The sequence below is a fragment of the Flavobacterium plantiphilum genome (assembly GCF_046000495.1).
In the GTDB taxonomy this organism is placed as follows: domain Bacteria; phylum Bacteroidota; class Bacteroidia; order Flavobacteriales; family Flavobacteriaceae; genus Flavobacterium; species Flavobacterium plantiphilum.
The window spans coordinates 69,737-84,388 of sequence record NZ_JBELQA010000007.1 but is presented as its reverse complement, the minus strand read 5'-3'; the positions used below and the strand labels follow the sequence as shown (position 1 = coordinate 84,388).

6 protein-coding genes are annotated in these 14,652 nt (G+C 33.8%); 5 read left to right on the top strand and 1 reads right to left on the bottom strand.

What is annotated here, in order from left to right; genetic code table 11:
• Window positions 1–457: 457 nt before the first annotated feature.
• Window positions 458–934: a hypothetical protein gene (locus ABS764_RS12815; RefSeq protein ID WP_408082199.1), complete on the bottom strand. Its 477-nt coding sequence runs from the start codon at window positions 932–934 to the stop codon at window positions 458–460.
• A gap of 311 nt (window positions 935–1,245) precedes the next feature.
• On the opposite strand from ABS764_RS12815, the gene ABS764_RS12810 reads away from it, so the two are divergent.
• The 5 genes from ABS764_RS12810 to ABS764_RS12790 all read left to right on the top strand — a co-directional run bounded on the left by ABS764_RS12810 (window position 1,246) and on the right by ABS764_RS12790 (window position 13,919).
• Window positions 1,246–5,601 (top strand): hybrid sensor histidine kinase/response regulator transcription factor, encoded by a 4,356-nt coding sequence (locus ABS764_RS12810; protein WP_408082198.1) that lies wholly within the window; start codon window positions 1,246–1,248, stop codon window positions 5,599–5,601.
• A 640-nt stretch (window positions 5,602–6,241) separates the two neighbouring features.
• On the top strand, window positions 6,242–7,078 hold the full coding sequence (locus ABS764_RS12805; RefSeq protein ID WP_408082197.1) for a hypothetical protein: 837 nt from the start codon (window positions 6,242–6,244) through the stop codon (window positions 7,076–7,078).
• A gap of 41 nt (window positions 7,079–7,119) precedes the next feature.
• A complete protein-coding gene (locus ABS764_RS12800) occupies window positions 7,120–10,341 on the top strand; it encodes a SusC/RagA family TonB-linked outer membrane protein (RefSeq protein ID WP_408082196.1) in 3,222 nt (1,073 codons plus the stop codon).
• A gap of 20 nt (window positions 10,342–10,361) precedes the next feature.
• On the top strand, window positions 10,362–12,257 hold the full coding sequence (locus ABS764_RS12795) for a RagB/SusD family nutrient uptake outer membrane protein (protein ID WP_408082195.1): 1,896 nt from the start codon (window positions 10,362–10,364) through the stop codon (window positions 12,255–12,257).
• A gap of 12 nt (window positions 12,258–12,269) precedes the next feature.
• Window positions 12,270–13,919, top strand: a complete 1,650-nt coding sequence (locus tag ABS764_RS12790; protein WP_408082194.1) for a DUF5123 domain-containing protein — start codon at window positions 12,270–12,272, stop codon at window positions 13,917–13,919.
• The last annotated feature ends 733 nt before the right edge of the window (window positions 13,920–14,652 follow it).

Here is a 14,652-nt window from a genome sequence, read left to right as displayed (position 1 = left end):
TAAGGTTTGTCTTTTTACAAGATGTTCAAAAAATGATAGTGCTTAGAACTGTGTTGTAACCCCCAGTAAAATCAGGTGCTTTTATGTAGCAACTTATCATTTTGCGAGACCCAATATTCTGATTTTTTAGGGTCTCTATTTTACTCCTTGAATTTTGATAAAGAATGTATAATTTGAAAGTTTCTTAAAACAAAAAACCCCGAAAATCATAAGATTTTCGAGGTTTTGATAACTTTTGAAAGTTATTCTGCGGAGAAAGAGGCTCCTTAGCCTTTATCATAATCCCAGTAATTACGGGACTTACATTTGATATTTAAGAACAGGGTCACCAATAGGGTCACTAAACTTTCATAGTTTTTTATTTGTAACAATACAAAGGTAAGGAAAAAGTATTTAATTCAATTGTTGTAACAATACAGAAATACGCAGTTCAATGTTTACTAAAGGCTTTCAGGTATCAAGTATCATTGTTTACAAATGTGTCCGCGTCCCCAGCGAGGATCTCTAAAAAAATATTGATGTTGGGCGACCAGAAGGTCAATCCCTGATACATACCATGCTGTCCTTTTTTTAAATATTCGTGGTGTTTGGCACGTGCTTCATCCGAAATAGCGTTCGCAACATCAAATATTAATTGACGATCCCAAGAGGATGCAATCGAAATAGATTGAGGAAAAACAGTAGCATAAGCAGCACGGGCAACCCCGTGTAAAGATTCATTCCACCAGTTATATTCTGGAATATCCAAACGTTTTATGGCAGGAGAATGATCCATTAGTTGCGAAATTTTTTCGTGCAAAGTCATTCTTGAAACAATATCATTTACTCTTTGTTCGGAAGGTAAATCAGGATTTTTGAATGGAAGTTTTTCCTGTGCAAAAGTGCTAACGGTTACCAATTGTAATACAAAAACTAAGGAGCATATTTTTTCCATTGTTTTTTTTTTAAAATAATTATTAGTAGTTTCTAAGTTTTTTTTGATTTCTGTTTTGCGAAAAATACAATTGTATTTTACTGTTCTTATGCTGTCAAAATAAAGGCTTTGTTTTCTTTCCATTAGACTAAATCGCTATTTCACGGAGCCTATATAACTGATTATAAGATTTTTTATTTCAGAGAATTTCGTTGGCAGGTACAAAATGCTATTTCAGTAGGGGTATTTGATTAGACTGATACACATTTCTTGGTTCGGATAAGAATTTTGATATTTTTGTAGTTATTATAAATGATATAATTGGCGTAATTTTGAGAAAAGAGGTGTTTGTTGCTTTTTTTTGTCTGTTTTTAGAGTTCTGCTCGGCACAGCCTTTTGGAGTTCTGAAGCATTTTTCACATGATGTAAAGTTAAGTCAGTCTCATATTCTTGATATACAGCAGGATAAAAAAGGATTTATTTGGTTGGGAACTTATAATGGGTTAATTCGCTATGATGGTAATACTTTTAAAAATTTTGAAGTATTACAGGGAGGGAAATTAAATTTATCCTCAAATCGCGTGTCCAGTTTTCAATTTGATAAAAGTGAGCGGATTTGGATTAAGTCTGAGCAAAATGAAGTCTATTATTTTGATTCGCGTACCCTGAATTTTCATTATCCCGTAGAGACTTATAATACGGCTTTAGAATCAACTTCTTTTAAGGATTTCAGATTAATGCCCTCGGGAAGGGTCTGGTTGTATCCTGAAAATAAAAATCAGTTAGTTCTTTTAGAAAATAATGAAGATATAAAGCTGATAAATTTTGATTTTTCTAAACTCGGGAATGGTAAAATTCAGGAAATCTTTGAAGATTCTACGGGTACAACCTGGTTTTTGACCAATTTTGGTATCTGCAGGTTGAAGAAGAAATCAGTCCAGCCAGAATATTTATTTTTTAATATGACCCGGCCTTCTGGTAAATCTTATTCTTTTAAGGCAGTTACTGAAATTAATGATGAATTGTGGTTTGGAGGAACTGATGGTAAAATGATTCGTTATTCTAAAAAATCTTCAGCTTTTTTTGATGTGCCTTTAGAAAATCATTCTGATATTGAAAAAATTAAGTACCTGTCTGGAGATAAGATACTTATTGTGAGCCAGTCAGACGGTTTTGCGTATTATGATATAAAATCAGGTAAGCTAAAAAATTATAATAGCAATACTTTACCTGGATTTCCGGTAGAAACAATAAAGTATATGGGATTAACTCATGGACGGCAGTTTTGGTTTGAGGGCACTAATTCAGGAATTTATCAGTTTGATTTAATGACTGGAAAGTTAAAGCATATGCAGGTTGATTTTAGTGATCCTTCTGCGGTGAATATCAAAAGAAAGACTTTTTTCCTTACCGCAGCCGACGGAACGGTATGGATTCAGCCTAAAGACGGTTCATTTAGTTATTGGGACGAAAAGAAAAATCAATTGTTTTCTATTTCACATTGCATGAAGCAGCCGATAGAAGAGGTCTCGGATGTTATGCATGCCGCTACATTTGATCACTTAGGGAATCTATGGTTTTGCTCTTATCGAAAAGGATTGGATTTAATGATTTTTAAGAATAAAAAATTTAAAGCCCTAACTCTGGAATCTTCAAAGAACCGACAAAAAAGGAATGTAAGAAGTGTGATGCAGGAACGAAACGGGACTCTGTGGGTAGCCTGCAGGAATCAAAAAATCACCTTGTTTGATAAACATAAAAAAAAGATTGGATTCTTAGGAGCCGACGGCACTTTGTCGGCTGGTAGTCCCAGTTGGGGAGCTGATATTTATCATACTTTTCAGGATCGAAAGGGCAGAATATGGGTAGGAACCAGAGGAAACGGATTGTTTTGTCTGATTCCAACTCAAAAAACATATTCTTATAAAGTATTACATTATAAATACAATGAATTTGATAAATACAGTATAAGTGCTAATGATATTTATAAAATTTACCAAACCATTTCCGGACATATCTTTCTTGCAACCTGGGGAGGTGGTCTAAATCTTATACGGGAATCAAATGACGGGATTCGCTTTATAAATTACAGAAACGAATGGAAAAAATATCCGATAAAGACGGCAGACAGGGTACGTTCGATTGTAGAAAACAAACAGCAGCAATTGTTTTTTATTTCTTCACATAAGTTGTTTTCTTTTTCGGATAAAAATAAAACATTTACTCAGTTTCATTTTAAAGAGTTTCCTCAGGTTTCAGGCAATGATATTTTGGATATCATGATAACATCCGAAAATAAACTGGCCTTAGCAACTAATGGAAAAGGAGTGCAATTAGCCGATTTAGATGATAAAGGCGAATTAAAGATTCAGTCTTTTGGAGAAGAGTATATTGGTTTTCCAATGGATGAAGTGGTTGCTATACAAGAAGATAAATCCGGTAAAATCTGGCTTATGGGAGACAATCAGTTGGTACGATTTGATGCCAAAAAGAAAACTGCCGAAACTTTTCCGGAAATAAAATCTCTTCTTGGAAATGAAATTTTTTCTGAAGCAACAAAATATCTGCTTTCGAATGGGGAAATTATAGTAGGGTATTCTGATGGTGCGGTATATTTTAACCCTGATAATCTAAAACCTTTAGCTTTTAAACCTTATCTGGCTATTACAGGTTTTTCGGTCAACAATAAAGAGTTATATGAGATTAATCAGAAGATGTCAGCTAATCCTGATTTGCTGGAAGCAGTTACACTGGAGCATGATCAGAATTTTTTAAGAATTCAGTTTTCGGCTCTCGATTATGTCAAAAATGAAAATATTGTATACAGATACAAATTAAAAGGAGTAGATAAGCAATGGAATTATATCAAAGGAAGTCAGTTTGTAAATTATACTAACTTAGGGAGGGGAGAGTACAAATTACTAATTTCTTCTACTAATAACCATAATTTGTGGGTAAATAATGACCGGGAAATAAGCATTGTTATTCGTCCTTCAATTTGGTGGTCTAATCTGGCCTTAATTGTATATCTCTTGTTAGGAATGGGTTTATTTATACTAGTCAGACGCACTATTTCGACTATTCTTAAATTGCGCAATGATGTTCAAATTGAAAAACAGTTGTCAGAGTTAAAATTGAAGTTCTTTACTGATATTTCCCATGAAATCCGAACGCCTCTTACTATGATTACAGCTCCGGTTGAAAAAATGCTGGCCGATAATGAAGTTCCGGAAACGGTTAAAAAACAATTGGAATTGGTAGAAAGAAGTACTAACAGATTATTGAATTTGGTAAATCAGATATTAGATTTAAGAAGAATTCAAAATCGGAAATTGGAGGTAAAAGAAATCAATTTAGGTCATTTTGCAGCTAAAATGTGTGACAATTTCCGGGAAATAAGTCTGCAGCGAAAAATTCATTTAAAATTAAAAGTGCTTGCTCAACATCCGTTTATTTGGGTTGATACAGATAGTCTTGATAAAATTATGGTGAATTTAGTTTCAAATGCTTTTAAATATTGCCGTAGTGGTGATACGATTGTGGTACTTGTTGATGAGACAGACAATCAGGTAATACTAAAAATTCGTGATAATGGTCCGGGAATAAGCCCGGTGTTGCAAAAAAGATTGTTTGTGCGTTTTTCAAATTACAATGAAAATCCCCATAATCCAAGTACAGGAATAGGTCTTTCAATTGTTAAGGATCTGGTAGAAAAACACCATGCTACTATTACAGTCAATAGTACTTTGGGGCAAGGAACTTGTTTTCAGCTTAATTTTTCAAGAGGATATAAACATTTTGGAGACGAGGTTGCTATTTTATTTGAAGAAACAGGAGGTAAAAATGAGATTGATAATCAATTAAAGGAAACACTTGTTGCAACTAAAGAAGAAGAAGAAGAAGAAGAAAAACAGAGAAAAGATAAGTTTGTTGGGCTTATAGTTGAAGATGATCCTGAACTACAAAGTTTTATAGTTTCCATGCTTCAGGAGGATTACACTGTTCATGTAGCAGGAAATGGTATCGAAGGCCATTTAAAAGCGGCCAGATTGAATCCTGATTTTATTATTAGTGATGTAATGATGCCACAAATGGATGGTATTGAAATGCTGAGACTGATTCGGAATAATATCCTAACCAGCCATATTCCGGTAATTTTACTGAGTGCTAAAACGGCTATAGATACTAAATTGGAAGGATTAGAATATGGAGCTGATGAATATTTGGAAAAACCTTTTAATGTTAGTTATTTGAAAGCACGTATTAAAAATGTGTTGGAACAGCGCAAAAGGCTTCAGCTCTTATATTCAAGTGGGAATGTTGTTGAGATTTCAAATGTAGATTCTTTGCAAATTTCTAATCAGGATCATAAATTTATGTTTGAGGTAATTAAATTGGTTAAAGAAAATATTTCAAAAACCAATTTTTCAGTTGAAGAATTAGGGAAATTGATGCGAATGTCGAGAGCCAGTTTTTTTAACAAGCTGAAAGATTTAACAGGAGTTTCTCCTGTGGTTTTTATTCGGGATATTCGATTAAATGAAGCTGCTGAAATGTTGAAAAAAGATGATTTATTAATCAAGGAAATTTGTTTTGAGGTAGGTTTCACTGATCTGAAATATTTTGGTAAATGTTTTAAATCCAAATTTAATTATAGTCCGGCTCAATATCGTCGTCTTTACAAATAAATAGTTTTAGTTAGTAGTTTTTGAGGTCTGTCAACAATTTTTATATTGTTGATGGACCTTTTTTACTCTTATATATTTCTCTTTCTCTATATTAAAAGAAACAAAATATCATAATCTGATCTTTGAGACTGAGTAATTATTGTTTTTTTAAGGGAATTTTTTAGTTATAAGTTTTTAAAATACAAATTTTTTATGATCTTGGAGGTTATTGTTTGTTTCTTGAAAGCACAATATTGAACTTTTTTTTAAAATATTTGTGAGAAAAAGTTTCTTTTTACACTGCTTTTAGATAAATACCCCTCATTATTTATCAATTTGACTCCTTTTTTTTTAGTTTTTGAAATTGGTAAATTCTCTTAGTAAAACCCCCCGTATTGAAAAGTAATTTTTCTACCTGATTCGGATATACTCTCTTTAGTTTTACACCGAACCAAAATGTCTTTCGGGACAGTTTTTTAACTAATCATTAATAAATAATTAAACTTATGGAACAAACTAACACTTGCATACTGCTGCTGTTTCTGCTCGGAATGTTATTAGTGTCTTACATCAAAAATCGCTTACTGAAAACCAGATTATCTCTGATAAAAAAAAGGACAGCTCAACACTTTAGAAATTTTCAATTTTAAACTGTATTATGATGAAAAAGATACTAAATAAGATTCTGGGATACGGGATACTCCTTATGTTTATTACCGCTTGCAATGATGATGAAGTGAAATACAATACTTCAGTAGTCAGGAATTTTGAAATTCAGATAAATGATGAGCCTTATGTTCTAAATACAGGTATTTCAACAAAATTTATTTTTATTTATAAAAACGATGGCGATTTTTTTGCGAATTACAGTTCTCATTTTCGTTTTGCTCTTGAAAATGGATCCTACAAATTTCTTGCAACCGATATTCCGGAAGAAATGATCCCTTCGCCAGTGAATTTAAACGATTTGATTATCCCTCAGGCTGTTAATGCTGATCAAGCAGTCAAAATTTCAGCAGCAATGCCATATCAGTCTCCTTTCAAAGATATGCTTACGATGAATATTCTAACCAGAACCGGAACATTACGTTTAAAAGCAAATGATAAAACGGCCGATCCAAATTATACCAATATCAAAGCAATAGTTGAAGTAAAACGAAAGGGTTACAAAGTAATAGATGAAACTTTTGTTCAGCAAGATATGGAGGTTTCAAGAACTAAAAAGACAACTAGTGGAGGAATCAATTATTCCGATGATTTTATTGTTTTTCAAACAGATGAAACAGTTAATGAAGTTCGCGTTCATTTAGAGTTTATGAATGACAATATGGAAGTTGTACAAACTAAAGAAATATCAGGTTCTTTCCCAATTGTTGCTAATGGTGTCACCCAAATTAATTTTAATCTGAATGATGTGGATACTCCAATTATAGAAAACTATGAGGTAACTGTAAATGGAGAAGTCTATACGACAGCAAAGAATATCAATCAGAAATAATAAACAGACTTAAAAATAACTTTAAATAAAATATTGTAGTTATGACGATAAAAAAACATATCGTGAGTGTTTTAGCTGTTTTGCTTTTTGCATTTAATAGTTATGCTCAGGAAAAAGTAACTGTAACAGGAGTTGTAAGAGACCAAACAGGATCGATACCTTCTGCCACAGTTATTGTAGTAGATCAAAATACCAATACAACTACTGATATAGATGGAAAATTTACGGTAAAGGTAAATGATCCAAAAACTGCAGTTTTGTTAGTTAGATTCATAGGGATGAATGATGTTACAGTACCTTTGAAAGGACGTACCTCAGGAATAGATATTCAATTGAAAGAATCTACCAGCGAATTAAATGAGATAGTTGTAATTGGTTATGGAACACAAAAAAGAGGAAATCTTACCGGAGCCATTTCCAGTATTAAAGGTTCTGAATTGGCTAAAGTTCCTACAGCTTCTGTTGCAGAAGCCTTAGTGGGAAAGTTACCTGGAGTTCAGGTAACTTCAGCGGATGGTTCGCCAGGTGCCGAAATCATGATTCGTATTCGTGGAGGAGGTTCTGTTACTCAGGATAATTCACCATTAATTTTAGTAGATGGATTTGAGGTAGCTAACCTGAATGATATTCCTCCTACAGACATAGAATCTGTTGAGGTATTGAAAGATGCTGCATCAACAGCTATTTATGGTGCCCGTGGAGCTAACGGAGTAGTATTGGTAACTACCAAGAAACCAAAAGCAGGGAGAATTTCAGTAAATGTGAATAGTTATATGCAAATTAAAACTTTAGCAAATCGTTTGGATGTGATGGATCCCTATGAATTTGTAATGATGCAATATGAATATGAGCGTCAACGTAATTCTAATCCAACAGCTTTCTTTAATCGTTACGGTCGTGCTAATGAATTATACATTTATCAGGGAAATAAAGGAATTGACTGGCAGGATGAAATTTTTGGAAGCAATCCTGTGGCAAAATATACCGATTTAAGTTTACTAGGAGGAAGCGAGAGTACTAAATATAAATTTGCGCTTGTGAATCAGGATCAACCGGGAGTATTAATTGGTAGTGGAATGCGACAAACCAATTTGAACTTTATGATGACTACTAAATTATCTGATAAATTTACTTTTGAGTTTCAAACCCGTTTAATCAATCAAACGATTGATGGTTCAGGTACGGAAGGAGTTAGTTTACTAAATACTTTACGTCAGGCACCAACTCTTGGTTTAGAAGAGTATATGACTTTACCAGAGGATGATACCTATTTTGACCCTGAAGAATATCAGCCTACAGTGCGTTTTAATCCTAAAGAGGAAGCAGAGAAAAATTATCGTAAGCGCAACACACGTACATTTAATACTACAGGAGCTTTAACTTGGAATATTATTAATGGCTTGAGTCTTCGTAGTATGTTTGGGTATGAATACAAATACAGTGAAGACGGTCGTTTTTGGGGTACAGATACTGGTACAGCCAATGCCAATAATAATCAGCCGGTTACTTATTGGTCGATGTCTCAAAGCCCAAGATGGCAATTAAGTAATGTTTTAAATTATAATTATAAATGGAAAGACGTTCATGATTTTCAATTTATGGTAGGGCAGGAGATGAAAAATCAGGAAAGTTATGGTAAATATTACCGTAGCCGTTATTTCCCTGAAGACATTTCAGGAGCCAAAGCTTTGGATAATCTGGCTTTAGGAACTCCTTATGAAAATGGTTCTTCGGCTGGATCTCCAAATCGTATATCCTCATTTTTTGGTCGTGTAAATTATGGTTATGATGATAAATACTTAGCCACTTTTACCGCTCGTACAGATGGTTCAACTAAGTTTGGTCCAGGTAATCGATGGGGAGTTTTCCCTGCTGCTGCTTTAGGTTGGAGAGTTTCTAATGAAGACTTTTTGAAAGACAGTGAAGTGATTTCCAATTTAAAAGTTCGTTTGAGTTATGGGGTTTCCGGGAATGATAGAATTAATGGAGATTTATATGCGAAATATTATGGAGTGTCCCGTGATCGTTCTGTTGGTTGGGGGGAAGAGAATCATTACTACTACAATTTTTACAATACTAATTTCTTAAATAATCCGGATGTAAAATGGGAAACAACTTATACTAGAAACTTAGGTTTTGATTTTGGATTTTTTAAAGAACGTATTACAGGTAATATCGAATTTTATAAAAATACAGTAAAAGATTTATTGGTTCCTTCTGATATTCCGGGAGCTTCAGGATTTACAAAAATCATGAAAAATGTGGGTCAAACATCAAACAAAGGATTAGAGTTTGCCGTAAATGCTAATGTAATTCAGAAGAAAGATTTTCAATTGGATGTGAATTTTAATATTGGTTTTAACAAAAACAAAATTGACAAATTAGCCAGTGGAGAAGAAGAATGGATTTTAAGTTCGGGATGGGCAGGAACCCAATTGTTAAATGACGATGATTACCGTGCTTATGTAGGTGGACAAAAAGGTTTAATTTATGGTTTTGTAAATGATGGTTTCTATACTATGGATGATTTTGAATCATTCGATCCTTTAACCAGAATTTGGAAATTAAAAGAAGGAGTAGTGAACTCTAAAAACCTTTCTGGAGATCCACGTCCGGGTAATGCTAAGTTCAAAAAATTAACGCCTATAGATTTAACTGACCCTAATACTTTCGTAATTGGGGATCAGGACAGAAAAGTTATTGGAAATACAAATCCAAAATATTCCGGAGGTTTTGGTTTGAACGCTACATATAAAAACTTCGATTTTTCAACTTTTTTCAATTTTATAGTAGGTTTCGATGTGTATAACGCTAATAAAATTATGATGACATCCTGGTATCAAAACAACCAAAACAATTTAGGAATGGAAGTCGGATTAGATAAACGTTGGAGAAACTATGACGATATGGGGAATGAAATTCGTTACCAACCGGAAGTTTTAGCCAAGTTTAATGAAAACGCTACTATGTGGAACCCAACTTCTATTGGTCGTCCTATTGCCATGTCTTATGCTATTGAAAAAGGTACTTTTTTACGATTAAACACGCTTACATTAGGTTATACAATACCTCAAAATTTGACCAAGAAAATCGGAATTAGCCGAGCTCGCTTTTACGCAACAGGTTCCAATTTATTTGTTTGGACTAATTATTCAGGGTATGATCCGGAAGTTAATTTAGAAACCGGTTTAACACCTAATATCGATTATAATGCCTATCCAAGAACAAGAAATTACACTTTTGGCGCGCAGTTATCATTTTAATGAAATTAAATTATAAAAAGATGAACAAAAAGATATTATATAGTCTTCTGTTAAGTTTTGCAATGCTTTTTACTGCTTGTGAAAATTATTTGGATGTGCAACCAGACACTGGCTTCACCGGAGCAGAAGTTTTTAAAACAGAGAAAGATATGCAATCGGCAGTTGCCGGAGTTTATACTCTCATGCTAACGGATGATGCTTATTCAAACCGTTTGGCTTTTGTGTTCAATATGAATACAGATGTTGAAATGGCTGGGGTATCCACAAATACGGTAAATGTTAATGGTTCCGATCTGGCCTGCTATGAGCCAAAGCCTTATTGGACGACCTTAAATTCTACATGGAATGCCATGTATCGAATTATTAATCTTTCCAATGATGTGATTCAAGGAATTGAGCAATCCGATCTTTATAAGTCAGCCAGCAAGGAAACTCCGTCAGCTGTGACTCAACTTTATGGAGAAGTGAAAACAATTCGAGCCATGGTTTATTTAGATATGATCCGTATTTGGGGAGATGTTGTTTTTAGAACTAAATCTTCTACTGGAGATGAGGATTTTTATGTAGGAGTTACAGATAGAAATGAAATTCTTGAGTTTTTAATTAACGATTTAAAATCGGTGGAGCCATTGATGCAATATGCTAATCAATTAGATTATGGTGTAGAACGCGCTTCAAGAAGTTTTAACCAGGGATTAATTGGGCTATTGGCACTGACTCGTGGCGGATGGACTTTACGACCTGATACCAATAATCCGGCTAGTGTTGGGCAAATGGTAAGAGGAGATAATTATGAAATGTATTATGATACTGCGATTACTTATTTAGGAAAAGTTATCGAAGAACAGCATCATGATTTAAAATTAAGTTTCCGCGATTTTTGGGTGAAACAAAATAATTGGGAAACCCCGGTTGATGATGATGTAATGTTTTCGTTGCCGTTATTGAAAAATTCTGCTGGTCAATATGCTTATTATTTAGGTATCCCAATTACCGAGGGAAATCATCCATATGGAGGTGCTTCTGGAAATTTAAGTTTGTGTGGAACCTATTTATACTCGTTTGACAAGCAAGATGTGAGACGTGATATGACTTGTGCACCTTTTTCTTATAATGAGAATCTAAATCAAGTAATTCGTTTGGATTTGGCTCGTTTGGCTGTTGCTAAATGGTCAAAGTTGTATATGAATGATCCTCTTGGAAGTACAAGTAGTAGTGGTACAGGTGTCAATTTTCCATGGATGCGTTTTGCTGATGTTTTATTGATGTATGCAGAAGCAGTAAATGAGCGATTTGGACCTCGTAATGATGCACAGGAATGTTTAAAACGTGTAAGAAGAAGAGCTTTTGCAGAAGCAAACTGGGGGGAGAAAGTAGAAGATTATGTGAATTCCAAAACTACTAAAGAAAGTTTCTTTCAGGCTATTATGGACGAACGTGCCTGGGAGTTTGGAGGGGAGAGCAAACGTAAATTTGATTTGGCTCGCTGGAATAAATTTGGAGAAGTAATTTACAATCAGTACTACAAATTACTGAATTGGGGTAAAGTAGCCAATGGGGCTTTTGTTCCGGGAATCGATCAGGTACCGGGAAGTGTCTACTGGAAAGACATAACCGATCCAAACAATACCTCAAGAACCATTTTAGATATCCAGGGAATTGATGAAATTCTCAATGCCCGACCTGCGGGTTATACCGAACAAGTGTTTGCTACAAGCTGGTATTCACTTAATAATGAAACCGCTTCTTATGAACCAAGGAATGATATCAAATGGAGTTTTAGAGGTTTTATCAATTTTAATAATGCTTCTTCGGTTGCTCCAAATGATCCACTAAGATATTTATGTCCGTATCCTTCCAAGGTAATTACAGACCATCGTGGAGCTATCCAAAATTATTATGGTTTTAACTATTAAATTGATTCTATCATGAAAAATTCAAAAATAGCAACTAAAATTTTATCCTTCATTAGCGTATTGCTAATGGGGGTGTTGTTAAAATCTTGTCAGGCTGACAATTTGATTTATAACAGACAAGACGATTTATTTCAACCAAAGTTTGTACTAGCTGCTCCTTTGGTAGAAAGCAATTCTATTGCTTTAGTCTGGTACAAAGTAAATGATGCCGATTCTTATACGGTAGAATTACATACGGATAATTATTATAAAAGTTTGTATAAATCATTTACGGTAACTGATACGCAGATTTTTATGGATGACATTCCATATAAAACACAGTTTTATATTAGATTAAGAGCCAATCATGTCAATACTGCTCATAATTCGCAATGGGCTTACACCAGTGCTTTAACAGAAGAGCGTCCTCCTTTTGCTGCAATCCTTAATAAGGTAGAAAAAATTAATATTGGTGAAAATGAAGTAAAGGTTAGCTGGATTATTGATGCTCAAAATCCGGTAGATAGTATTTCTGTAGAACCTGCCTTGAATAAGGATGTACCTGCAGTAGGTCGTTATCTGACCGCTGAAGAAATTTTAAATGGAGAAGCAACTTTAACTGGTTTGGAAAAAAATACCTTATATAATTTGAATGTTTTTGACAACAATAAGCTAAGACGTTATGATAAACCATACAATCAGGTAACTTTCCGTACTGCAGGTCCTTCTGCTGAAACAATTTTGGTTACTAATGGAATGGATTTGGATGCTTTACTAAGAGAAAATAATGAAAATCCCGATATTCCGGAAGGTACCGAATATTTTCTGGAAGCAGGTTCCTTATTTAAAATTACACCATTTACAATTGTGAAAGGATTTAAATTGATTGGAGGAACTCAGGGAGAGCGTCCACAAATTGAAATGAATGGAAACTGGAACATTGCCGAAGGTTCCTATATTTCTTCTTTATCATTTGAAAATATTCGTTTCTATCAAACTATTGATGCCAGTTATTTCTTCAATAGTGGTAATTCATGGACTGTAGGGGAAATTTCTATTTACAATTGTGTATTTAATTATTTCAAAAGAGGCTTCTGGAGACATCAGGGAAGTGGTAAGTACAAAGAGATTGGAAGTTTTGATATGAGCTATACTACACTCGATGAAGTAGGAGGACACACAGGACCTTATGGTACTTTTGTTTGTGGTTCAGGTGGAGCTGATAATATTAAAAGTGCCGTGTTCTCCAATTGTACATTCATGCGAGATTATTATGGAACGACAGATAAAAATCGAAATTTTAAAAATTTATTTGATTATGGTTCTTCAGCATATCCTATTCATTTGGAATATCAAAACATAACAGTTTATGACTATGCGTATAATCGGTCATTGATTAATATTCCTGCAGCGGTAGGTTCTACATTAATATTCAAGAATGTGTTATTAGCTTCTGCTAGTGGTAAAGTAATTCAGGCTATTGCTGCTAATACCACAGCGACTTTTGGTAATAATTATACAACTACTGATTATTTACTTGGAGCTTCGGCAATTCAGGGAACTGAATTAGGTATTAGTGCACAGGATTTATTTGTGAATCCTACTCAAGGAAATTTAATGATTAAAGATTCGAATTCTCCAATTGTAACGAATAGAGTTGGCGATACGAGATGGCTTCCGTAACTATAAACAAATTCTAAATTGAAATAGGTTAAGAAGTATCCTTTTAGGGTACTTCTTTATTCCTGTTTATTTTTAGAACGTAATATTTGTAAAATCTTAAAATGAAGGTGGATCATAAATGATGCCATTTTTCAAGTGGAATTAAATCAAAAGCAGATGTTTCATCTTAAAACGGGATTGAATTTAATGGTTCAATTTTGAGACAATAAAACCACCGGCAGTTCTTCGCGTGTTTGGGGACGTGCTCAGAGCCGGTATTTATGGCATAAAAAATTGGTGCAAATTTGTTAAGAATGTATTTGCGCTATCAAAAGTGGGAATACAAATCAATTACGCCATTCAAATTGAATTTGACCCTGTTGATTTCAACCTTGCCAAACAAAATTTTTTTGGTTAAAATGGTTAACAACCAGAATATTCGATTTAACAGTTATAAATCTTCAGCTCAAAAACAGTTATTTGTTACTGGAGGTAGTTTAACCCAATCGATTTTTCTGAATATTGAGGGTAATAAAATTGATTTTTAGGAAATTAAAGTTTCTGGAACGATTAAAAATCAGATTAAAATAATCCAATAGCAGTATATATTGGGATTTGTAATATTATAAATTAAAAAATAGTAACCTTAAAAACGAACAAGTATGAAACAAAAGAATTTTTAAAACGAATTACCGACCTCCGACACAGATTTTAAATGAATAAGATTTTCGTTTACGGAGGAAATGAAAACCAG

Bases quoted from the DNA above. Each gene is read 5' to 3' on its own strand.
- ABS764_RS12815 (WP_408082199.1), bottom strand. From the start codon at position 934: ATGGAAAAAATATGCTCCTTAGTTTTTGTATTACAATTGGTAACCGTT.
- ABS764_RS12805 (WP_408082197.1), top strand. From the start codon at position 6,242: ATGAAAAAGATACTAAATAAGATTCTGGGATACGGGATACTCCTTATG.
- ABS764_RS12800 (WP_408082196.1), top strand. From the start codon at position 7,120: ATGACGATAAAAAAACATATCGTGAGTGTTTTAGCTGTTTTGCTTTTT.
- ABS764_RS12795 (WP_408082195.1), top strand. From the start codon at position 10,362: ATGAACAAAAAGATATTATATAGTCTTCTGTTAAGTTTTGCAATGCTT.
- ABS764_RS12790 (WP_408082194.1), top strand. From the start codon at position 12,270: ATGAAAAATTCAAAAATAGCAACTAAAATTTTATCCTTCATTAGCGTA.